The sequence below is a fragment of the Flagellimonas maritima genome (genome assembly GCF_003269425.1).
Lineage (GTDB): Bacteria > Bacteroidota > Bacteroidia > Flavobacteriales > Flavobacteriaceae > Flagellimonas > Flagellimonas maritima.
In genome coordinates this window covers 1026241-1049974 of the sequence record NZ_CP030104.1, presented here as the reverse complement: position 1 = coordinate 1049974, position 23734 = coordinate 1026241, and the positions used below count along the sequence as shown (strand labels likewise).

The following is a 23734-nucleotide window of genomic DNA, read 5'->3' as shown; positions in this document are numbered from 1 at the left end:
CTTTTTAGAACCAATAAAAAAGCTGTCATCCCATCATTTCGATACCTTTATCCACTGCCCCTTATTGCGAGCATATCTGTTATCGTCATACATGGCTTCGACCTGAGATCCCGGCAAGTAATATTCTCCCAAAAAGGAAGCATTTAGTTTTACCGTAAAGGTTTTGGACTTTTTTGAACCAAGGTCAAAGTAGAAATTTGTCCGATCATCCCGAGTATCAATATATTCTGCTTTACTGGAATTTGAATCTCCTCCTGCAGCGTAGGAAGTATTTACGATTTCCCAACCACTAGGGACAATCTGTGTCAATGCAAGGTTATCAACATAGTCATTTGAACTATTGAAAACAGTTAGCCGTACTTGTAACTCTGTTCCTTGGCGAAGGTTGGTCACATCAATGGAATTGCCAACGGCATCCAAATACTTTACGGAAAGATTTAGGTTTCGTTGTTGCGCCAACTCTTGTCCAACAGGCAATTTACCGGTTTGGGTTAGCGTTGCATAGATAACATTGCCTTGTTTGTTGTTGACGGTGATTTCATTTTGTGCCGATGAAATCGAAATACCACGTTGTGCAATGGCCCTATCTGTTTTCACGGTGACTTCCTTTCCATTATCGGTAAAAGTTATATCGATAGATTTACCACCGTTTTTTGCCACCATTTTAGCCATGGCCAACAGGGCAAATGAAGTTTCCTGGGTGCTGTACCAATTTTGGGAAGACAGATTTTTGGCCAATGAAATTGCCAAGTCCCTTTGTTGGGAATCTCCAATGACTACCATAGTTTCCAAAGCCATTGCCCTATTTCTAAAGACTGAACCATAGGTTCTATAATCATAAGAATTGGGCTGAAAGTTAATGTTTGCGGTTTGGGTCAACTGTTTTGCCACTTCTTTCTTTCCTGCCAGTGCATAAGCTGCAGCCAAACGCCATTTAGCTTCGTTACTTAAATTTTTGGATTCCCGTAATCTGTTCATAGCGGCCAATTCTGGTTGCTGTGCCAGGGCGAGCGTGTATAAACGATAGGCTTGGGAAATATCAGTATTGTAATGGGTACTCTGGTTGCTCCATTGGCGAGCGGTATTTTTCTGGTAACGCAGCCAATTGCTTAAAAAAGTCAGGGGTAGTTGATATCCCTTCTGCTTGGCCTCCAGCATAAAATGCCCTGCGTAAGAAGTGCCCCAATCATCAGCACTTCCATAGCCTGGCCAATAACTGAGACCACCGCTTGGAGCTTGAAAATCATTAAGTTTTCTAATAGCTGCCTTAATATTTTTCTCGATTTCCTTTTTTCTGTCAAAAGTGATATCAAGAATATCTGTCAAAAACAATTGTGGAAAAGCAGCCGAAGTGGTTTGCTCCACGCAGCCGTGCGGATAGCGTAACAAGTAGTCCATCCGTTTTGAAAAATCCATAGGGGGCAATGTTGAAAATTCAACGAATGCCGTGTTGGTCCCTGAAGTTCCAAAAGTTTCAAAAGAAATGTTCTGCGATTGATTTTCCGTTAACGTGTATAACGTACTTTTTGTAGTTATTGGATTGGGATTTTCCACATCGATTTCAATTTCATTGCTTGCACGCTCACCATTACCCGAAGCCGTTACTTTTATCATTTGAAATGATTTTGTCGGATTCACCTTGAAATCAAAATTTACGATTTGTTCACCAACGGAATTAAAAGTGATGTTCTTTGTCGTAGAACCGATAGGTTCAAGTGCTTTTCCGGCATCAATGGAAACCGTTACACTTTTTACTTTTTTCTCCATGGCAAATACGGTAACGGGAATGGTAACCGTCTCTCCCGGAGATAATTTTCTGGGTATCGAAGTTAAGACCATTAAAGGTTTTCGTACAGGAATAGTTTTTTCGGTCTTTCCATACGCACTGTTTTTGTTTCCTGCTACCACCATGGCACGAACGGAACCTACATAATTGGGCATATCTATGGTATGTGTTGTTTTTTCACCAGCTTTTAAAGTAAATGGTCCCAGGTACGTTACTACAGGTTTAAAGCGTTGTGCCTTCCTGTTTTTGGCGCCCTCACCAGTGCCGCCGCCGCCAATGGCATAGATGTTATCTACACTTATGGAGTAGGCACCCATAACATCATCAAAAATATCAAACGTCTTTACGCCCAATGCCTGTCTGGCATAAAAAGAGGAATGTATATCTGGAGTTTTAAAGCGTGTAAGGTCCAACAACCCTTCATCCACAACTGCAAGCGAATAGGTCATCGGTTTTTTGTTGCCTTCGGAAACGGTCACTTTATATGACTTTTCGGGTTCTAAAACTTCTGGCATTTTTAATTCGGGCTTTAGAAAAGTAGATGGATTTTCAACCAGTAAGGGCACAATACCGTACAATCGAATGGGTAGGTCATTTGCCACTTGACCATGGGGTTGCAACAGTGAAATATTGATATAGGCATTAGGGGCCATATCCGCAGTAATGGGAATGGTAGCTTTGGTCTCTTTTGCTGAGGTCTCTATCCATTGTTGTGATAAAACTTCCGAACCATTTTCAATACTTAATAATGCTCTTCCTCCTACATCTGAAGGAAATGTGACCACTGCTTGATCGCCAAGTGTATATTTTTCCTTGTCAGCGGAAAAAATCAGAATCTTTGAGCTTTCCGCGTCACCGGATGCAGGTCTTCTCCACCAATCTCTATAGAAATATGCAGTTCTTCCCGTAGCATGACCTGATACTTCATCGATAACGCGAATCAAATAGCGACCTCCATCATCATCTGGAATGTTCACGTTAAAGTTGGCGTTTCCGTTCGCACCAGTATTTACCGTCATTTCTTTGAATGGACGGTGCACCGTAGCGTTTTCGTAGCGGGAGAGATTGTCGTTGCCTCGGTTCCACCACCAACGCCATTCTATTTTGAAGATTTTGATCTTTAATTTGCGATTGGCTACTTTTTTGCCGTCTGCATCTACGGAGATAACATCAAAAGTGGTATTCTCATCGGTTAAAAATGAACCGTATCGTTTTGCTTTTGGGGAACGTAATCCCACAAAGTGTGAAAAGGGAGCAAGTTTTTTGGAGAAAACATCAATGGAAAAATCACCGCCTCCTTCAAATACTTTAGTTGTAAAAGTAGCTTGTAGCATACCTGGTGCGGTAGTATTTGCAGTTATCTTTTGGTCAATGTTCAGAATTCCCTCTCCATTTAATTTTGAAGTAATAAACTGGAGTTCCGTATCATTGAACGTACGAACAGGGTCTTGAAAAATATAGCCTTTATGTTTTGGAAATGCATTGGAAGCCTGTTGCAGTTTGGCGTTGATATCAATTTTTAAATTCCGGGCCGGCGCTCCGTGCAACCACTTTACTTCAGCTTTTCCTCTATTGTTTCTATTTGCTTTTAAAACTTCATCCTCAAAGTCAAAACTCACCTTTAAACGATTGGGCTTAATCGTGGCAACTTTTAAACTTTTATTGAACTGTGCTCCGCCAACAACGACCTTGGCATTCCAGGTTCCGGTAGGTGAGGTATTCTTTGTTGGAATGGGAAAATAGTAAAAGTTCCCTTCTTTTTTTGCATACAGTCCATCAGAAACAGAAACGGTCTCCTCTTTGAGCACATTTCTTTGAACGAGCTTTCCTCTGGGATCGGTAACTTCTATGGATACAGGATGTTTTGCCGGTAATGGATTGGCTTTGTCATCCAATACAAAGGTCAAATGAATGGGGTCGCCTGGTCTATGGACGCCTCTTTCGGTATACATAAAACCTTGAAGGCCGCTTTGTAGTTCTTGACCCGAAACATCGAACTTACTTAATGATAATGCGTTACCATCGGCAAGTTTGGCATAGGCGAAATTGTTGTTCTTTTCTGCAATGGCGAAAGCAACGGTAGCATCTCCATCATAAATAGCAAACCCAGAAGCATCAGTTGTAATTTCTGTGAGCAACTGTTGTTGAAAATTGTATAGTTTAATGGTTGTCCCGGATTCAGGATTGGTGGTCAAAATATTCGTAGCCGCAAAATGATAGGAACGATTATTACCTTTTTTAACAATAAGCCCCAAATCGCTGCCCAACAAATTGGTGGTTACAATCCTATCCGAATTGTAATAGGCGTCGTGACACGGATTGTCCCGCTCTTCCCAATTATAGTTATTGGACCTCCAGTAATAAATTTCATTATCCCAATAACGTTCTTCCATGGCTTCTTCGCTAAGATTTTGCGTTTCGGCGATGAAACTATTCATATCTCCATCATTTTCTAAATTTCCAGAAACCTCACATCCATAAGTGGTATGCACCTTTTTGAAACTGAATTCTATTCGATATAAAGAACCAGGATTCACTTTGATGAGTTTTGAAAGGTCTAGGGCATGGGCTTTCCAAGAACTGGTGTCATCATTTTTGTTTTCGGTCAAGGGAACTACCTTATAGGCAACCCTACGACCAACAGTTCTAATATCTGAATTGTATTCTTGGGTAAGATTATTGTATTGAAGGTATTGTAAAATATTGTTTTCGAAAACCTGGATTACCCTAACTTCAACAGCGGAAAGATTTACGGTTTCAAAATATATGGGAGTGGAAGCGGCATTTGGTAGAATGGCACCTTTTGAAATTAAACGTACTGAAGGTTTTAGCTGTTCAAACGAAACCAATTCAGAAAATGGTTTTTTAAGTGAGTACCCATATTCGCTTTTTATGCCTTCAAAAGCATTGACACGTACTTGTCCCAAGATTCGGTTGGCGGGGTAAACTTTTAAAACATTTCCATTGATTTCATATCGCAAGCTTTGGGCGTTTTCAATAGTAACCAAGCCATTCAGGTTTTGGTTCGGCTTTAAAGGGTCGGAAAAATTGAGCGTTAAAGCAGCACTTGGAGCGGTTGAGGTTTTGGCATCAATCACTATAAATTTGTTCAAGCCTGGTATCGTATAATTTTCTGACCCGCTATTTTCCGTTCCCAATTGTTTTCCGTTCCAGTTGATTACTAGGTTGCTATCATCCGTTTTGCGTGGAATACTATCAATTCTGAAGGTGAAGTATCGAGCGTCCTCTTTTGTATTGTCCCATTTTACGGGAATCTTTTTGTCCCCTTGCACTACGGAAACAGCACTCTTGATTTTAGAGGCATCCAAAATATCCGAAGCTTCTAAAGTCCCGGTCAGGTATTGCCAATTTTTACTATAAGATTGTAGATTGCCAAGATTTATTTTAAAATTAGGGGTTATGGTCTTAAAACTGAAAGTATACTCTTTAAACTCACTATCAATAGCATCAAATAGCTTGTTCAATTTTACATCAACAGAATATTCAGTATCGGGCTGTAGATACTCCGAAGGTTGAAAAATGAGTTCCCTGCGATTTTCGATAGCCAGTTTACCCTCTATTTTAGGTGAAATTACAAAATACTCCGAAGGCAATTCTTGTGCCAGTTCAAATTGGTCGAGTTGTTTTGCGAGGACAACCCTGATTGGAGTGGATATGCTTTGGTTACCACTGGTATGGTAGCTTATGTAATCCTTAAACTTAAATAGGTTGTCCGTTTCCGAGGAAGGGTTCTTTTTTTTACAGGAAAAAACTAAAACAAAAATTGAAAGTATTAGGGATTTTGAGAAACGTGACATGAAAATGAAAATTTGTTAAACTATTGGTTAACCATGGCCAAGATAGTTGAAAAAATAGGTAGCGGGGCATTGAAAATTGATGGATGGCCTATAATAATTTACGGATAACATATAATCACGGATTAACCCTTATGAAACATTTAGGATTTATGGTTTTGGAATCAATGATAAATGAATCTAAAAGGCAAGAGAATAAAATTTTAGGTATTACCATCCTCCAGAGGCACCGCCACCTCCAAAACCACCACCGCCGAAGCCGCCACCGAATCCTCCACCAGAGCCGAAGCCGCCACCCCCAAAACCTCCTCCGGAAGAACCTCGATATCCTCCACGTCCCATATTGCTGAGAATTATAATGTCCCAAAGGTCTAATCCTGTATTCTTACCACCGGGCCCACCTCGGTTGTTACGACCTTTTCTGGAAAGGAAAATAAGTATGACAATAAAAATAAGAAACGGCAATATTGTTTTTAATGAAAAGCCATCGCTCTCGCCAAAAGTACGATCCTCTTTAAATTCTCCGTTCAATACTTGAAAAATAGCATCAGCACCTTTGTTAAGTCCATCAAAATAGTCCCCATTTTTAAATTCTGGAATAATGACGGATTCAATAATTCTTTTGGACATGAAATCTGTAAGGGAACCTTCTACGCCGTAGCCTGTATTAATGGCAATCTTTCGGTCATCTTTGGCTAAGAGTACAAGTATGCCATTATCTTCATCAGCTTGGCCAATGCCCCATTTTTGTCCCCACTGTGCTCCTAAAAAATTAATATCCTCTCCTTCTGTGGAACTAATTATTGCTACTACGATTTGAGTGGACGTGCTATCGGAATAACGAATCAGTTTTTGCTCCAAAGACATACTCTGGGAACCGGATAAAAGATTTACGTAATCATAGACACTGGTCTGTTTTTGAGGTTTGGGAGGAATTTGGAATTGCGCGAATGCTAAATTTGATATAAGCAGCGATAATAAGAAAGTGATAAATAAAATTCTTTTGGATATAGTAGAGTTTTTCTCTTTCCATATCCAGTGCTGTCGAAGCGTTAAAAGAGAAAAGGAAGATTTAACCTTTGGATATTGCATCACTGAGTTCGTTGGTGTCATTATAATCCCATGGAAAATGTGCTTTCAATTCTTTTCCGGCGCTCAAAATTCCCGCTATGATACCTTGTTTAAAATCACCTTTTATAAAATAATCCGCAATGGTATCTCTTGTGGTATCCCAAAAACCTTTGGGCACGGCGCGGTCAATACCACTATCGCCATAGATTACAAATTTTTTATCATCGACAGCAACATAGAGCAGTACGCCATTTTCTTCCTTGGTATTGTCCATCTTGAGAAAGTGAAAAATTTGTTGTGCCCTGCTAAAGTGGTCTATTTTGGTAGATGCTTCAATATGAACCCTTATTTCGCCAGAAGTATTCCTTTCAGCTTCAAGAATGGCTTGAACAATCTCTTGTTCCTCCTCCATAGTTAGAAATTGCTCTACGTGCGACATGTTCAATTGAATTCGAAATTAACGTCCGGGGCATCTTCAGCACCGGGATTTGAACTAAACAATGCGATAGGATCAAAATTTGCTATACTGGCAATAATATTAGTAGGTATTTTCTCGATTTTGATATTATACTCTCCAGCAATATCATTGAACCTGTTGCGTTCCACATTGATTCTGTTTTCCGTACCTTCCAATTGCGACTGTAGCTCCAAAAAGTTTTGGTTTGATTTTAAGTCGGGGTAACGCTCCACAGTAACCAAGAGTCTTGAAAGCGCGGAGGAAAGCCCAGTTTGTGCTTGTTGAAATTGTGCCAATTGTTCCTGGGTAATATTATTGGCATCAATAGTAGTGGAAGTTGCTTTTGCACGTGCTTCGATAACGTCCTTTAAAGTGCCCCTTTCAAAATCTGCAGCACCTTGTACAGTCTTTACGAGGTTACCGATTAAATCACTTCTTCGTTGGTAAGAACTTTCTACATTGGCCCATTGCTTTGTGGCCTGTCCTTTCATGTCCACAAGGGTATTGTTTGTTCTTACGTACCAACCGCCAAGTATCACTGCCAATACAACGAGTACAATTATCGCAAGTATACCTTTTTTCATTTTTTTGGTTTATTTAGTGTTAGTAATAGATGTTTTATTAGTTTTTGTTACGTTTTATCAATATTTAACTTCCGACTTCCGACTTCCGACTTCCGACTTCCGACTTCCGACTTCCGACTTCCGACTTCCGACTTCCGGCTTCCGACTTCCCAACTTTTCAAAGCTGCTCTTTGATTTTTAAGAGTTCGGCTCTCACTTTTTGAAGTTTCTGTACTACCTCAAAATTAGATAGTGTTTTTTGTTTTTCTTCCTTTAAATGGATTTTGGCACCTTCTAGCGTAAAACCACGTTCTTTGACCAAATGGTAAATAAGTTGCAGATTGGTAATATCTTGAGGAGTAAATTTACGGTTGCCCTTGGCATTTTTCTTAGGCTGAAGTACATCAAATTCTTTTTCCCAAAACCGAATCAAGGATGTATTTACCCCAAACGCCTTGGCTACTTCACCAATGCCATAATACCGTTTTTCGGGAAGATCTACATGCATTAATCCAGGGATTGGTTCTCTTGATTGGCGAACTTGAGCATATTTTCAAACTCTTCCGCAGTTAAACTTCCGTAATAAAAGTTGATGGGGTTTATACGTTCACCATCTTTAAAGACTTCATAGTGCACATGGGGGGCTTCTGAACGACCAGTGTTCCCAACAAAACCTATTAGGTCTCCACGTTTTACCTTTTGTCCTTTGCTCACATTGTATTTGCTTAAATGTGCATATAAGGACATGTAGCCGTACCCGTGGTCTATTCTGATGTGTTTTCCATAGCCCGAAGACCCATTGTCAGCACGCTTTACTGTTCCATCTCCTGTAGCATAGATGGGAACACCACGTGGAGCGGTAAAATCCATGCCCCAATGCATTTTTCTTGCTTTTGTGAATGGATCGGAACGCCATCCATAACCAGAGGCCATACGGGTCAAATCCTCATTTCTTACGGGTTGTATAGCAGGAATGGCTGCCAAGAGCTTTTCTTTTTCCTCTGCTAATTTGGCAATCTCGTCCAAGGATTTGGATTGGATTACCATTTGTTTCTGGATGATATCCAAACGCTCGGTTGCATTGATGATGATTTCAGAATTGTTGAAACCTTCAAGGGACTTATATCGGTTAATACCCCCAAAACCTGCTCTTCGCTGTTCTTCAGGGATTGGATTTGCCTCAAAATACAATCGGTAAATATTATTGTCACGATCCTCAATGTTGGTAAGGACTTGCTCCATCTGCTCCATCTTCTTGCCAAGAATTTCATATTGGAGTTCATAGTTGCGCACCTCGCGTTCCAAAGAAAGCTCTTTTGGAGTATTTAATAAGTTGGTATTCAATAGAACGATAAGCCCTAAAAATCCAAATAAAGCCGCTCCTACTATGAAAAGAAAGAGATTTCGATACTTTTTGGACTTTTTGGGCTCAATCTTTCTATAAGAAAGTGTATCTGGATCGTAATAGTACTTGACTTTAGACATGAATGGATTTTATCCTATTTTTGCACATTCTTTTAATCAGAACAAACAAATATAAAAATTGTTTTGCTTAAAGTGTTAAATTTAATAAAACCCTAGTAATTCCAATGACGTCCCAAGAAGTTAGAGCCCAGTTTTTAGACTTTTTTAAAGGGAAAAAGCACAAAATTGTTCCTTCGGCGCCCATGGTCATAAAAGATGACCCCACTTTGATGTTTACCAACGCGGGAATGAACCAGTTCAAGGAATTTTTTCTAGGAAATTCCGTTCCCAAATCCAAACGAGTTTCTGATACGCAAAAATGTCTACGCGTAAGTGGAAAGCATAATGATTTGGAGGAAGTTGGGAAGGATACGTATCACCATACCATGTTCGAGATGTTGGGGAATTGGAGTTTTGGTGATTACTTTAAAAAAGAGGCAATCCAGTGGGCATGGGAACTATTGACCGAGGTTTATGGAATAGATAAGAAAAGTCTTTACGTATCTGTTTTTGAAGGAAGTGATGATGGGGACAACCTTGAAATGGATATAGAAGCTTACGATTTATGGAAAGCTATTGTCCCGGAAGATAGAATCATTATGGGCAACAAGAAGGACAACTTCTGGGAGATGGGCGACCAAGGTCCCTGTGGTCCTTGTTCGGAGATCCATGTTGACATTCGTTCCAAAGAAGAAAAAGCAAAAATTTCTGGGGCATCTTTAGTGAATCAAGATCATCCACAGGTGGTGGAAATATGGAATCTTGTATTTATGCAGTATAACCGAAAGGCCAATGGAAAATTGGAAAACCTTCCAGAAAAGCATGTAGATACAGGCATGGGCTTTGAGCGTTTGTGTATGGTATTGCAGGGTGTGAAATCAAATTATGATACGGATGTTTTCACCCCACTTATTCGGGAAATTGAAGCCATTACGGGACATAAGTATGGCAAGAACAAAGAAATGGATATTGCCATTCGGGTAGTTGCCGATCATGTAAGGGCTGTGGCTTTTTCCATTGCTGATGGACAATTGCCAAGCAATACTGGAGCTGGCTATGTCATCCGAAGGATTTTAAGAAGGGCCATCCGTTATGGATTTACTTTTTTGGACACCAATAAACCTTTTATTTATAGATTGGTGAAAGTGTTGTCACATACCATGGGAAAAGCGTTTCCTGAACTGCGCGAACAATATCAATTAATAGAGAATGTAATCAAGGAAGAAGAGAATTCGTTCTTGGGTACCTTGGAACAAGGGCTGGTGCTTTTGGATTCGGTAATAAAATCTTCAAAAGATAAAACAATAGACGGTAAAAAAGCTTTTGAGCTCTATGATACGTTTGGATTCCCGATTGATTTAACTTCCCTTATTCTAGAAGAAAGAGGATACAAACTGGATGCTGAAGGTTTTGAAAAAGCTTTAAAAGCCCAAAAAGACCGATCTAGGGCTGCTTCGGAAGTTTCCAAAGATGATTGGACGGTACTGATAGAAGATGCAGTTCAGGAATTTGTTGGCTATGATAGTTTGGAAGCTGATGTAAAATTGGTGAAATATAGAAAAATACAAAGTAAAAAAGAAGGGGAACAATTTCAACTGGTGTTCAACCTTACCCCATTTTATGCTGAAGGTGGTGGGCAAGTAGGGGATAAAGGATATCTGGAAGCTCCAAATGGAGATGTTTTTTATATTGTTGACACGAAAAGAGAGAACAATGAGACAGTACATTTCTGCCAAAGTCTACCCAAAAATACCTTTCAAACCTTTAAAGCTACAGTAGACAAAAAACAAAGATCCCGTACAGAAAGCAATCATACCGCTACGCATTTGCTGCATCAAGCCCTTAGGGAAATATTGGGCACACATGTGGAACAAAAAGGATCTGCGGTACATTCAAAATATTTACGTTTTGATTTTTCCCATTTTTCCAAAGTGACCCCAGAAAAATTAAGAGCGGTAGAAAACTTTGTAAATGCCCGTATTGAAGGGCAGCTACCTTTTGAGGAGAACAGGAACATACCTCTTAAGGAAGCCATGGAACAAGGGGCTATGGCATTATTCGGTGAAAAATATGGTGATACGGTCCGCACTGTAAAATTTGGACGGTCCATTGAGCTTTGTGGAGGTACCCATGTTAAGAATACAGCGGACATATGGCACTTTAAAATAGTATCCGAAGGAGCTGTTGCGGCAGGAATTCGAAGAATTGAGGCTATTACCTCGGATGCAGTCAAAGAATTCTATCACAAGAACAATAGAATGCTTTTTGAAATTAAGGATTTGATGAACAATCCTCAGGACCCCGTTAAAGCTGTTACCAGTCTGCAAGAGGAAAATGCATTGTTGAAAAAACAGATGGAACAACTTTTAAAAGATAAGGCCAAAGGACTGAAGCGTGAATTAATTTCTGAATTGGAAGAAATTGACGGAGTTCAGTTTTTATCCAAAAAAGTCGATTTGGATGCAGCGGGGATCAAAGACATGGCATTTGAAATTGGCGGTCAGTTCTCCAACTTGTTTTTATTGCTCGCTGCGGAGAACGATGGAAAGGCTTTATTGTCCTGTTATATTTCCAAAGAAATTGTTGCGGAAAAAAGTTTAAATGCAGGTACTATTGTGCGTGAGTTGGGTAAATATATTCAAGGAGGTGGCGGAGGACAACCATTTTTTGCTACGGCCGGGGGAAAAAATCCTGAGGGAATCCAAGATGCATTAAACAAAGCGAAGGAATATATTTCCTGATGAAACTTCAAACCACAATTCCGTTAGTTGTTTCTGATAATCCAATCAGCTATCAGAGTAAGCTATTGCTTTTAGGTTCTTGTTTTGTAGGGAATATCGGTGAAAAACTAGATTATTATAAATTCCAGCTAACCCAGAACCCTTTTGGAATTTTATTTCACCCCTTGGCAATCGAAAATTTGCTGGAACGTGCTTTGCATGAAAAAATGTATCAAGAGAATGAGATTTTTGAACAGGATGGTATCTGGTTTTGTTTTGATGCCCATTCCGATTTGCGTTCATACGACAAAAACATGCTCTTAAATCAGCTTAATCAAAGGCTGAAAGAAACCAAATTATGGTTACAAAGTTCTTCCCATATTATTATTACTTTGGGAACGGCATGGGTATATAGAAACAATGAAAACGGAAAAATCGTTGCCAATTGCCATAAAGTGCCCCAAAATCAATTTTCAAAGGAGTTACAGTCGGTTGAGAGCATCAAGAAAAGTTTGCAGCGAATTATAGGTTTGATTGAATCCATCAACACTAGCACAAAGCTGATTTTTACCGTTTCCCCGGTCCGTCATCTAAAAGATGGTTTTATAGAAAACCAGAGGAGTAAAGCACATTTGATTACCGCTTTGCACCAAACTTTGAAATCTAAAAACACTGCTTATTTTCCCTCTTACGAAATTATGATGGACGAACTCCGTGACTATCGTTTTTATGGGAAGGATATGGTTCATCCCAATCAACTTGCCATTGATTTTATTTGGGAGAAATTCAAATCAATTTGGATTGCCGCTGAGGTATTTCCCACTATGGAAGAGGTCGGTACCGTTCAGAAAGGATTGTTGCACAGGCCCTTTAATCCCGATTCCCAAGCACATCAAAAATTCATAAAAGCACTCCAAACTAAAATTACGTATCTTCAAAAAAGGTATTCTTTCATGAAATTTTAAGAAATGAAGAAAGTACTATTAGGTGCAATCGTTTTTTTGGCATCCCTATTGATCTATAAATCCTGTACGGAAGAAAGGGAGGAGAAGGCTATGTTGAAAGAAAGCTCGATGCTTATTCAGCAAGAGCTGAAAAATGTTTCTAAACTAATCGTAACCGAAGGACACTTTGCAGAAGTCTATAATTACAAGGATTCCAAAGCACTTTTCGGCTCACTGATTTTGGCGGATAAAAAAGCACTGGTAGTTGTAAATGCCGATGTTACTGTCGCGTATGATTTGAGCAAAGTGGATGTTGAAATTGACGAAGGCCTAAAAATTGTCCGAATCAATAGTATTCCCGAGCCCGAAATAAAAATAAATCCCGATTTTGAATATTATGACGTTACGGCCGATTACCTGAATCCGTTCAATGCGAAAGATTACAATAAAATAAAAAACACGGTAAAATCCTCGCTATTAAAAAAAATTGAAGCATCTTCCTTAAAATCCAATGCAGAGAACAGATTGGTCAGTGAACTTTCCAAGTTGTACGTACTGACAAATTCATTGGGATGGACCTTGGAATTCAATCAAAAGCAAGTTGGGTCCGTAAATGAATTAGAGACTATGGGAAAAACTATGCTCAACTAGACTTATTCCATCATCAATTAAATGGCCTACTTTTGGATTGTTTTGTTTTACGGTTTCCAGATGCGCCAAGATTTCCTGTTGAAAATTATCATCATTGCCTTTCTTGGCCAACTCATAAAGTTCTATTGATAAGAGCCAATCATTTGGATGATCTGTTTTGATTTCTTCAAAAACTTTATGGCGGGAAATGGTCGTGTTCGTACCTTCCCTAAATTCCCTTATTTGCTTGTAGTACATTTCCAAGCGAGCTCTTTCAGTATCTTTTTTAGATTTAATTGTGGTGTCCGTAATTTCATGTGTGATGAGGTCAAAACTGCCAAGGTCCGCAGTACCATTAAAGGCTGAAACAACATTTTGGCCAACAGCCATGTGATAAAGACCCCAATCTGGCATAAACAATAACTTCCCGTCATGCGTGACCTTACAATTTTCAAAGGTTATCAGGATGATTTTTCCCTGAAGATTTCTGGTTCCTGTAACTATAGTGCCTTCTACCATCAGCCCGCCTTCAAACTCTAGCGAAATTTCTTCACCTTCATAAATTTTATACGCTTTTAAATCGCGGGGACTCATATCTTCAATAGCAAGATTGATACCTTTTAATTTTCCAATTGGCGATCCAAAACCTTCGGGATGTTGCAAAGTGCTGTGACCCACCAACTCCTTTTCCCTATAAGCCAATGCAGTAGGGCCGACCGTACGAACATAAATAGGTTTGCCATTGTGTTCAATAACAGAATTAAATTGACCGGAAACTTGAAGTCCTGTACTGAACTCGATGGTTCCAAGTGCTTTGGAATCAATCAGTTTTTGAATTCCTGATAGACCACCTGTCCGCAGGGCCATCGTATTTGCAAAATCTTCCAAAACCTGACTTAAATGTGCAAAGTCCGGGGTTGCAAAAAGTTGTGGCTGTGGCTTGGTGATGTCAAATGTTTTGTGTGCCGCTTCAATGGTGTACGGTACTTTTATTACATTGCTCTGCATACACCATTTGCTCTCCCCAATCGAGGAAAGTAATCCCGCTCCGTAGATTTTGGCATTTTCAGGTGTTCCTATAAGCCCATATTCAACGGTCCACCAATGAAGATTCCGAATGAGTGCCATCTCACTGGGCTTGCCCATATTCTCCTGTAATGTTTCAATATGTTTTTCTGCGGAGTCAATTTCTTCCTGTGGCGTTCCCGCCGCTTCTTTTATAATGGATAGTCGTCTTACGGCTTGGTAGAGCTCGTAGTCCTTTGCGCTGGATATGGCTTTACTGCCTATTTCTCCAAACCTTCTTAAATATTCCGCATATTCTGGATTTGCTATGATCGGGGCGTGCCCTGCCCCTTCGTGAATGATGTCTGGTGCAGGGGTGTATTCTATATGTTCCAGTTGTCTTATATCCGAGGCTATGACCAATACATTATATGCTTGAAACTCCATAAATGCAGAAGGGGGAATAAAACCGTCAACGGCAACTGCTGCCCAGCCTATTTCCTTTAAAATACGGTTCATTCCATACATGTTTGGAATGTGGTCTATGGAAATCCCGGTTTTTTGCAAACCATCTCCATAGGATTTATGCGCCACTTTACTCAAATAATCCACGTTTTTGCGCATTACATAGCGCCATACAGCTTGATCTATAGCGGAATAATCATCATAATTCTGAGGCTTTATGAATTGCTTCAGATGCTCTGGCAATTTATCTAAAATGGGATTGGACTCGTAACTCATATTACTGTTTTACTGACCTTAAAGATACAAAATCAGAAAGTGTTGCTCTTTATATAAAGTAGAAGGGCACAAAAAAACCGCCTTTGTGGCGGTTTTAAGTTTTTTAGTTTGCAGCAATCTCGTTGGATGGCGGATATTCCTTAAGGATATTCGCTACAAATTCCCGTATGCGCTGCTCTTTCTTCTCTATATTCTTCATATTGTTCAATGTACCGATACCACGACCTTGCCAAACAAGTCCTTTATTTTTATTGTCTATCAAATCAATATATAAAGATCCTTCAGTTCTAGTAGAGACATCAGGTCCAAAGCCACCGCCCCAGCCCCAACCTGGACCCCAACCCCAGCCTGGTCCAAAGCCCCATCCGAGACCGCCCCAGCCAAGACCGCCCCAGCCAAGACCGCCCCAACCCCAACCAAAGTTGTTGTTGTAGACATCTACCTGCTCGCGTTCCTTTGTAAAAATATTGACCAAAAGATCTGGTTGTTGTGATTTGACAAAACCTCTGGAACTCATTTCTTCATCAATGGCATTTAGAATACGTTTCTTATCGAGGTCAGAGATTTGAGCCCTATCGATACCTGTTTTATAAAAAGCATAGGTTTTGTACGTTTGAAAATTGGCTTCCTTATCGTAGTCCGCAATAACTTTTACAGAACTACAGGATACCAAAAATGTAATTGCTAGGGCAGCTAGGGAAAATAGTCTTAAATTCTTCATATCAATTTTTTTTTGAGTTCATCAAATCACTATAATTCAATCACAAAAATTATGCCGAAACCTATTGTTTTAGGTTCTTGTGTTGGTTTTTTTATCATACCCGTATGGACAATGTCTACAGCCGCTTTCGCAACAATACCCTCTTTTTAAATGATATTTTGCCGTAAATACCTTATAGCCCTCTTTTGAGAGATAACAATCACCCTCTTCCAAGGGAATGATTTCTTTCATAAAAACTAAAACTATTACTTCGATTATAAAATTAGTGTATTGAAAGAAGAACTACTAGTATTTTACCGTTTGTAGATTTGTTGAGTATTTCACCGAAATTGTTAATCTTATTATCGATTCAATCCAATTTTCCAGAAGTTTAACAGTTAACTTTGTAGGAAACTTTTGATATTTTAGTTTGATTTTAGTTTTTAAACATTTCTTTTATCGAAACTACGTTGGCCTTTCACTCTGGCCTTTCATCATCTTAAAAGAGGACTCTCTCAAAAAAGATGAAGTTCTTATCAATCATGAAAGAATACATTTAAAGCAACAACAAGAGTTGTTCATACTTCCTTTTTATATTTTATACGTAATAGAGTGGCTTTTGCGTACGCTATTGTATTTGAATAGTTACAGAGCTTATCAAAACATTAGTTTTGAACGTGAGGCATATGCCAATGAAATGGATAAGGAGTATCTTGCACGCAGAAAAGCATATAGCTTCTTAAACTATTTGGTGCGTTAAATTTAGATTTTGGACATTCCAAATCAAAAAGTAGAATTACCTATTCTTAATGAAAAAGGAATTACCCTTTATGTTAAAAGGGAAGATACCATCCACCCTATAATTTCTGGAAATAAATACAGGAAATTAAAATATAACCTACACGAGGCAAAAAAATTGGGGCAAGATACGTTACTCACTTTTGGTGGGGCATTTTCCAATCATATTGCTGCTACCGCTTATGCAGGAAAAAAAGAAGGTTTGAAAACTATAGGTATCATTCGGGGAGAAGAATTGAAAAATAATTGGCATGAAAACCCCACTCTGAAACTTGCACAAGCAAACGGAATGGACCTTCATTTTGTATCGCGAAGTGATTACCGAAAAAAGAATTCCATTGCATTTCTTCAGAACCTTAATGCCAAATTTGATTTGTGCTATCTTATCCCCGAAGGCGGAACAAATGAGTTGGCGGTCAAAGGATGTGAAGAGATTTTAACCAAAGCAGATACCCAATTCGATATTATTTGTAGCTGTGTAGGAACGGGCGGCACGCTCGCGGGACTTATCAATTCAGCACAACCGCACCAGACCGTTTTAGGGTTTCCGGCGTTAAAGGGCAATTTTTTAAAAGAAGATATTCTTAAATTTGCCCAAAATGATAATTGGAAATTAATCGCTGAATATCATTTTGGTGGATATGCCAAGGTAGATTCTTCATTGATTGAATTTATCAATTCCTTTAAAAGGGAAACATCGATTCCATTGGATCCAATCTATACGGGAAAAATGTTTTTTGGTGTTTTTGACATGATAAAAAAGGATGTTTTTAAACGAGGAACACAAATTTTGGTTATCCATACTGGAGGGCTACAGGGCATAGATGGAATGAATCCTGTTTTGAAAAAGAAAAATTTACCGTTATTGGATTTATGATCAGGAAAATAATATTTGTTTTTGCATCGGCTTTATTGCTGACAAGCTGTGGAGCAAAAAAGCGAACAGCAACCAAAAAAAAAGGAGCATCGGTAACAAAGTCCAGCGAATCTCGAGATCCTGGCACTATAAATCCAAGCAACGATACCGAAACATCGGATACTTATGTTCTACCTAAAGATTCAGGGAGGTTCGTGAAATTTCCAATAGCCAATACCCAAGAATATATTGAAACCTTTGCGGAAATTGCCCAGTTTGAGATGCGCGCCTATGGCATTCCGGCCAGTATCACGTTGGCGCAGGGCATTTTGGAAAGTGGCTCTGGAAGAGGAACGTTGACGCTAAAGACCAACAACCATTTTGGGATCAAATGCCATACAGGATGGGAAGGGGAATTTGATTTTCACGATGACGACGAGCGTGGTGAATGTTTTAGGAAATACAACCATCCCATGTACTCGTTCAGGGACCACAGTATTTTCCTCTCTTCAAGATCACGGTACAAATTCTTGTTCAATTATAGAAGGGATGATTACAAAAAATGGGCCCATGGTCTAAGACAGGCAGGGTATGCCACGGATCGTAAATACCCACAAAAATTGATTGCACTTATACAACGTTACGGACTCGATAAATACGATGAGGAGGTAGTCAGAAATGGATTGGCAACGGTACGTGAACCTAAAAATTATGAAGTCTTTACCCATGTAGTGGAAAAAGGGGATACCCTCTATGCACTTTCCAGAAGATATGCGATTTCAATAGATGAACTGAAGAGATTGAACAATCTGGATGGTACAAATTTGTCCATAGGACAAGTAATTAATATCAGAAGAGAAAGAGAGGTAAAATAAAATCGTGTTACGCAGAGCGCATTCGAGATGTCATACATTTTCAAAATGTTCTCGACTGTGTTCGAATCAAAAAAATAAACACACAATAATCCATGATTTACCAAAGAAGTAGCGCTTTGTTTACCGAAGCCAAAAAATATATTCCTGGAGGCGTTAATTCTCCGGTAAGGGCATTTAAAGCAGTGGGAGGTGACCCAATATTTGTAAAAGAAGCAAAGGGAGCGTACTTATATGATGAAGACGGCAATAAATTAATCGATTACATCGCGTCTTGGGGACCTCTTATTTTGGGTCACGCTTATGAGCCCGTAATCAATGCCGTGGTAGAAAAAGCCAAAAAGGGAACCTCATTTGGAATGCCTACGGAAATTGAAACTGAATTGGCCAAGTTGGCGGTTTCCATGGTGCCGAATGTTGATAAGATACGTTTTGTGAACAGTGGTACAGAAGCTTGTATGAGTGCAGTTCGATTGGCCCGCGGATATACGGGAAAAGATAAAATTATCAAGTTTGCAGGCTGCTATCACGGACATTCGGATTCGTTTTTGATACAGGCCGGTAGCGGTGCGGTTACGTTTGGAAGCCCAAACAGCCCGGGAGTAACCCAAGGGACCGCAAAGGACACTTTGCTTGCGGACTACAATGATTTGGAGGGCGTAAAAGCATTGGCCAAAGCCAACAAAGGGGAAATCGCCGCTATAATCATCGAGCCCGTAGCAGGAAATATGGGATGTATCGTTCCAACAGAGGAATTCATTCAAGGGTTACGAAAACTGTGTACCGAAGAGGGTATTCTATTACTTTTTGATGAGGTTATGACAGGTTTTAGACTGGCAAAAGGTGGAGCGCAAGAAGCACTTGGTATTAATGCCGATATTCTTATGTTCGGAAAGGTGATTGGGGGTGGGCTTCCCGTAGGTGCATTCGCGGCAAAAACCGAAATCATGTCCCATTTGGCACCTGAAGGACCCGTTTACCAAGCGGGCACTCTTAGTGGAAATCCATTGGCAATGAGTGCTGGGCTGGCCATGCTTACGGAACTAAATTACAATCCGGCAATTTTTACGAGTCTGGCAGAAAAAACCGAATACCTGCACAAAGGCATTGCAAAAGTATTAATGGAAAAAGGGGTTCCCCACCAAATTAATCGATTTGGCAGTATGATCTCCGTTCATTTTACTGAAGAACCCGTCGTGGATTTTGCTTCGTCTGCCAAGGGGAACAATGATATGTTTAAAAAATACTTTCATGGAATGTTGGAACAAGGAATATATCTACCACCTTCCGCTTTTGAAAGTTATTTTTTAAATGATGCCATCGGCTATGGGGACTTGGATGCGACCATTGCGGCGGTTTCAAAGATTTTTTGATACCGGATTGTCTTTCCGTGGTCTTATTCTTCGTACCGCTTTTTCAATGCGTCCGATAATCTTCCAATGGCTTCCGATATGGCTTCTGGGCTCAAACTAAAGATGGAGGCTCCCAAGGTTACAATGGATGTTGCGATGCTTATCGCCTTTTTTACATTTTGCAACGATTTGTACGATTTGTCCATTTCCACCGTAATGGAAATTAACTTGGTCAGGCTGCTTTCCACATCGTCCATAACCAGATTTGCCGACATGGTGAAAAGATCATCTGAATAATCCAAGGTTCTTTTATGATATTCCCTTAGCCTCTTGTTTTGCGCCTTCGTTAACAATGCATAATTTTTATACCGATAATCACCGATTGCCTGTGCATAGGCCAAAAACATTTTTGCCAGTTCGTTGGTCTGTTTTGAGTTCAGTCTCGCCATATCACTCTTGGATTTTTTTAAATTCAACGATCATCGTTTGGATATCACCGGCATATTGTAGGAGTACTTGTTTGATTTCTAAAATGTTTAGTTTATCTGCATTTTCAGCGAGTTTTTGATGCCCTTTTGAAATTTCGACCAGTATTTCGGAGTAAATGGTAAACTGTTGTTGGATAGCTTCGATTTCTTTTAATTTTTGAAAATAATCTTCCATGATTCTTCTTTTTTCCAACGTGGAAAGGGAGGTGTCCTTTAAAAAATCGAAATAATCCGCTTTAAGACGTTCTTTTGAAACCTCCAGTTTGCCATTGAGGTTGGAAGAAAGGTTGAAGTCCAGAAATGCCAATAAGTTCATTATCGGTTCATTGGCCTCTTTAATATATTCCCTAATTTTATTTCTGCGGTAAGTATCCGTGAAGGCACGTATCAAAATCTTCGAAACCCTTGCATGCGAGGCAGCGTTTTCTTGATCAATATTTATGGGACCAAAATCTCCGGTACTTAAGGAGTTTTCCAAATCTTCGGTTTGGTAAGTAGTGAGTTCATTATTTGAAAGCAAGTACAGTCCTTCAAAATAGGCAAAAACCGAATTGTAAATTTTTAGGGTGATGCTATCTGCCTGTTTGTCCAGCTCGCATTTACATTCATTGTTCGTAATGTCAAAATCACGGATTCTGTCATCCCTGCATCCTTCCAAACAGTATTGTTCAAAACCGTAGGCGATGTTTTCAAATGCTGTTATACCTTCCAAGGATGAGGTGGAAAATTCGCTAACATGTTTTAGGTTTACGCAACTGCTGAAACCTATTGCGATAAGAAGCATTGATAGCATCTTTGAAAAATATATTTTCATTGTTTTGGGGTTAGGTATTTTCAGCTATGCTTGGCTATGACACTGCTTGTTAAAACAATAGGTGGTTTGGCAGATTGGTATTTACAGGGTTATTCCTTCGGAAACTCTAAGGTAATAAATTTGGGATGGATTTTTAGGGAAATAAACAGCATAGAAATTTATTAAAGATTTTATCAAATCAAATCCCCATTTTGTTTTTATATGTTGAACTAATTTTAAATTTTTCTATAAGCCAGAAAGAAGGAACTAGGAGCCATTTAAATCGTATGCCGAAAACTGATTGTTTTTATTCGTAGAGATTTATTTCAAATGCTGGAAAAGATTGGAAAAGTATTAAAGATTGGATTATCAATTTTCTAAAAGTCCCGCCTGATAACACAGAAAGCATTAATAGGATTTCAATGAGACTAAACAATCACTTATCTATGCCTTTCAACTTATAATTTGTGGCCATACATAAGTGTTGTTGTCAACAATTGTCTTGCTCGTTATTGTCTAAATAAAACACGAACTCCCCCGATACCAAAGTAAGTTTATTGTCGGTCAATTCTTGTATAGCAAATTCTTTGCGCTCTCCTTCGACATGTATGGTCAAAATACTGTCTTTTAAACTCCAGGTGCCTTGGAGTTTGCTACCAATTTGAGTTGTGAGATGTAGCCTATTGTTTTGCTTAAAAATGTAGGCCATGTTAGGATGAACATCAACGGGTCTTGTTGACCTCTCCATTTTTACAACTTTCCAGTTTTTGGTTACTTTTCCCTCAATGCCACGTGAGCATGAAAACACCATCATCGTCAATAGGGTTCCCATTATTATCTTGATTCTCATATTTCTGTTTGATTTTTCTCTTGATAACTGATAAAACTCTCTGTGATTTTGATTTCATAGCCTATTAGTAAATACAAGAAAATTTGAAAATTCTTCTTAGATGCCTTCATGAAAAGACCGGTTTTACAAGGAGTTGGAAACAGTTATGTGAAACAAATATTTATAGGATTTTCAACATTAAATTAGAACGCAAGTTTTTCTCCGTAATTGTACTGGAAAACAAAATGCATTAAAGGGTTTTGGACAGTTGCACTTTTTTTGCACAGCATAGATTACCATATTCTTTTTTCTTCAAATCAATTGTACCCATAGGAGTGTATTAAGTTTTTAGACAATGGCTCAGTATTAATCTTTTCCGAAAATAGTAATGCATTTTCCAAAGTATTAAAAGATGTAAGGGGTGTGTCTAGGATAAATTTCATTTATGTTCCCAGTCAAAAAAATAGCTATAACTATTTATTCCGTTAAATCGCGAACAAATACTAATTATAGGGGATCTCATCTGTCTTATCCAGAATACCTACCTGCATTAACTATTTTACAACCCGCTTTAGCCGAAATTCAAATAGATACCAGCTCAACAGTATAAAAACTGCCCAACCCGAACTTATGGCAATGATTGCAGTTGTGGAAGCACTGTACCGATCTACAAGAATATAATACATGAAAAAAAGCATTACGGCATAAAGTCCCCAGTTGACAAACCACCAAGGACCCATTATTTTTTTATTGTCCTTTTTTCGTTTTAGGGCTTTCCGTTTTGCCGTAATCCAGATTCCCGATAGGACCAAACTAGAAATACCAAACCCAAATATGAACCAAACGATTTTTGTGGTAAGTCCGCCCCAAGTACCAAAATGAAGCGGGTCGGCAATATCGTTAAGCCACATTACATTACTTATTTCTGTGGCTTTCTGGACTTTTATGGGCTCGAAGGTAACAGGATTCAGATATACCCTATTTGCTCGTGGTCTTACTAGTGGAACATTGCTCTTACCTGTAATATAAACCGCATTATCCTGGGATTTGGATGGCAAAATATCAATGGCCCGTAGCCCGGGTATGGCTTTTTCGGCAACTGTAACAGCTTTGGTATAATCAAAATCAGCTGGGTCGAATAGGCTCAAAGAATCATTGTCCTGTGTAATGGTCGTATCAATTTTTGGATTCTTGGGATTGGAAATAGTGGATATCCCACCAATATTGGTACGCTCCAAAAAGTACCAAATCCCTGTGACGGCAAAGAGTAGGGTAAAGGGTACGGACCAAATTCCCACCAACCGATGGAGACTTCTAAAAAAAACCAATGGTCCTTTTCCCGTCTTGAGCTCAAAAAGTTTTCGCCACCATTTTTTATAAAAGACCAAAGCGGTGACCAGTGATATAAGTAACAGAAAGCCGAAAATCAAGACCGTAAAATGCCCAATCTGAAATGGAATGAACAGAAAATAATGCAAATCCCTAAAAAAGCGTTGAAAAGTAATCTGTACCTCTCCTTGAATTTCCCCTGTATACGGATTTGCAAAAACATAACTGCGTTCGCCATTTTCCCGTTTATAGATGATATCGCATAAATAGGGTTCTTCGGTGCGGAGCCAAAATTCAATTTCCCCTTCAGGATGTTCCACACTAAAATTTTTGGCGATATCATTTCTGGGAGCCCATGAACCCGTTTCGTTTTTGGCACGTATTTCAGGAATAAAAAGCCAATCCATTTCATGGCTCAATGTCGCCAGGGTACCGGAAAAACATACTATAAAAAAAAGTATGCTTAACCGAACACCTATCCAGCTGTGTATTTTAAAAAATGTTTTCTTTTTCAATTTCAT

20 protein-coding genes are annotated in these 23734 nt (G+C 39.2%); 7 read left to right on the top strand and 13 right to left on the bottom strand.

Annotated elements, in window-relative coordinates:
* Nucleotides 1-33: 33 nt before the first annotated feature.
* The 6 genes from HME9304_RS04605 to HME9304_RS04580 all read right to left on the bottom strand — a co-directional run bounded on the left by HME9304_RS04605 (nt 34) and on the right by HME9304_RS04580 (nt 9177).
* On the bottom strand, nt 34-5604 hold the full coding sequence (locus tag HME9304_RS04605) for an alpha-2-macroglobulin family protein (RefSeq protein ID WP_112377463.1): 5571 nt from the start codon (nt 5602-5604) through the stop codon (nt 34-36).
* Nucleotides 5605-5811: 207 nt separating this feature from the next.
* Nucleotides 5812-6693 (bottom strand): TPM domain-containing protein, encoded by an 882-nt coding sequence (locus HME9304_RS04600; RefSeq protein WP_112377462.1) that lies wholly within the window; start codon nt 6691-6693, stop codon nt 5812-5814.
* Nucleotides 6674-7111 (bottom strand): TPM domain-containing protein, encoded by a 438-nt coding sequence (locus HME9304_RS04595; protein ID WP_112377461.1) that lies wholly within the window; start codon nt 7109-7111, stop codon nt 6674-6676. Before HME9304_RS04595 ends, HME9304_RS04600 begins: the two co-directional genes overlap by 20 nt.
* A gap of 2 nt (nt 7112-7113) precedes the next feature.
* Nucleotides 7114-7713, bottom strand: coding sequence for a LemA family protein (locus HME9304_RS04590; protein WP_112377460.1), 600 nt, complete (start codon nt 7711-7713; stop codon nt 7114-7116).
* Between the two features lie 157 nt (nt 7714-7870).
* Complete coding sequence (locus tag HME9304_RS04585; RefSeq protein WP_112377459.1) at nt 7871-8200, bottom strand: MerR family transcriptional regulator; 330 nt, start codon at nt 8198-8200, stop codon at nt 7871-7873.
* A complete protein-coding gene (locus HME9304_RS04580) occupies nt 8200-9177 on the bottom strand; it encodes a M23 family metallopeptidase (protein WP_112377458.1) in 978 nt (325 codons plus the stop codon). The genes HME9304_RS04585 and HME9304_RS04580 overlap by 1 nt, the downstream gene beginning before the upstream one ends.
* A gap of 104 nt (nt 9178-9281) precedes the next feature.
* Here HME9304_RS04580 and alaS point away from each other — a divergent pair, with 104 nt between their 5' ends.
* From alaS to HME9304_RS04565, 3 genes are read left to right on the top strand one after another with little or no spacing between them, the layout of a single operon-like run.
* Nucleotides 9282-11897 (top strand): alanine--tRNA ligase, encoded by a 2616-nt coding sequence (gene alaS / locus HME9304_RS04575; RefSeq protein ID WP_112377457.1) that lies wholly within the window; start codon nt 9282-9284, stop codon nt 11895-11897.
* A complete protein-coding gene (locus HME9304_RS04570) occupies nt 11897-12841 on the top strand; it encodes a GSCFA domain-containing protein (protein WP_112377456.1) in 945 nt (314 codons plus the stop codon). The genes alaS and HME9304_RS04570 overlap by 1 nt, the downstream gene beginning before the upstream one ends.
* A 3-nt stretch (nt 12842-12844) precedes the next feature.
* Nucleotides 12845-13471 carry a DUF4230 domain-containing protein gene (locus tag HME9304_RS04565; RefSeq protein WP_112377455.1) on the top strand — a complete coding sequence of 209 codons (627 nt, stop codon included), beginning with the start codon at nt 12845-12847 and terminating at the stop codon, nt 13469-13471.
* On the opposite strand, the gene HME9304_RS04560 is transcribed toward HME9304_RS04565, so the two are convergent.
* The 3 genes from HME9304_RS04560 to HME9304_RS16895 form a co-directional block, all read right to left on the bottom strand.
* Nucleotides 13439-15196: an aromatic amino acid hydroxylase gene (locus tag HME9304_RS04560; protein ID WP_112377454.1), complete on the bottom strand. Its 1758-nt coding sequence runs from the start codon at nt 15194-15196 to the stop codon at nt 13439-13441. The genes HME9304_RS04565 and HME9304_RS04560 overlap by 33 nt on opposite strands.
* Nucleotides 15197-15299: 103 nt before the next feature.
* Nucleotides 15300-15917: a DUF4136 domain-containing protein gene (locus HME9304_RS04555; protein WP_112377453.1), complete on the bottom strand. Its 618-nt coding sequence runs from the start codon at nt 15915-15917 to the stop codon at nt 15300-15302.
* Nucleotides 15918-15986: 69 nt separating this feature from the next.
* The gene (locus tag HME9304_RS16895) at nt 15987-16148 is read right to left on the bottom strand and encodes a DUF5522 domain-containing protein (protein ID WP_164674761.1); all 162 of its coding nucleotides are present in this window, start codon (nt 16146-16148) and stop codon (nt 15987-15989) included.
* Nucleotides 16149-16326: 178 nt separating this feature from the next.
* On the opposite strand from HME9304_RS16895, the gene HME9304_RS17155 reads away from it, so the two are divergent.
* The 4 genes from HME9304_RS17155 to hemL all read left to right on the top strand — a co-directional run bounded on the left by HME9304_RS17155 (nt 16327) and on the right by hemL (nt 19795).
* Nucleotides 16327-16656, top strand: coding sequence for a hypothetical protein (locus HME9304_RS17155; protein ID WP_112377452.1), 330 nt, complete (start codon nt 16327-16329; stop codon nt 16654-16656).
* A 9-nt stretch (nt 16657-16665) separates the two neighbouring features.
* A complete protein-coding gene (locus HME9304_RS04545; protein WP_112377451.1) occupies nt 16666-17571 on the top strand; it encodes a 1-aminocyclopropane-1-carboxylate deaminase/D-cysteine desulfhydrase in 906 nt (301 codons plus the stop codon).
* Complete coding sequence (locus tag HME9304_RS04540; protein ID WP_112377450.1) at nt 17568-18425, top strand: glucosaminidase domain-containing protein; 858 nt, start codon at nt 17568-17570, stop codon at nt 18423-18425. Before HME9304_RS04545 ends, HME9304_RS04540 begins: the two co-directional genes overlap by 4 nt.
* 92 nt (nt 18426-18517) lie before the next feature.
* Entirely contained in the window at nt 18518-19795 is a 1278-nt protein-coding gene (gene hemL / locus HME9304_RS04535; RefSeq protein WP_112377449.1) for a glutamate-1-semialdehyde 2,1-aminomutase, read from the top strand.
* Nucleotides 19796-19818: 23 nt separating this feature from the next.
* On the opposite strand, the gene HME9304_RS04530 is transcribed toward hemL, so the two are convergent.
* The 4 genes from HME9304_RS04530 to HME9304_RS04515 form a co-directional block, all read right to left on the bottom strand.
* Nucleotides 19819-20223, bottom strand: coding sequence for a hypothetical protein (locus HME9304_RS04530; RefSeq protein WP_112377448.1), 405 nt, complete (start codon nt 20221-20223; stop codon nt 19819-19821).
* Nucleotide 20224: 1 nt separating this feature from the next.
* Nucleotides 20225-21076 carry a hypothetical protein gene (locus HME9304_RS04525; protein WP_123877350.1) on the bottom strand — a complete coding sequence of 284 codons (852 nt, stop codon included), beginning with the start codon at nt 21074-21076 and terminating at the stop codon, nt 20225-20227.
* Nucleotides 21077-21545: 469 nt separating this feature from the next.
* Entirely contained in the window at nt 21546-21905 is a 360-nt protein-coding gene (locus HME9304_RS04520) for a lipocalin-like domain-containing protein (RefSeq protein WP_112377446.1), read from the bottom strand.
* Nucleotides 21906-22438: 533 nt separating this feature from the next.
* Nucleotides 22439-23734 (bottom strand): PepSY-associated TM helix domain-containing protein, encoded by a 1296-nt coding sequence (locus tag HME9304_RS04515; RefSeq protein WP_112377445.1) that lies wholly within the window; start codon nt 23732-23734, stop codon nt 22439-22441.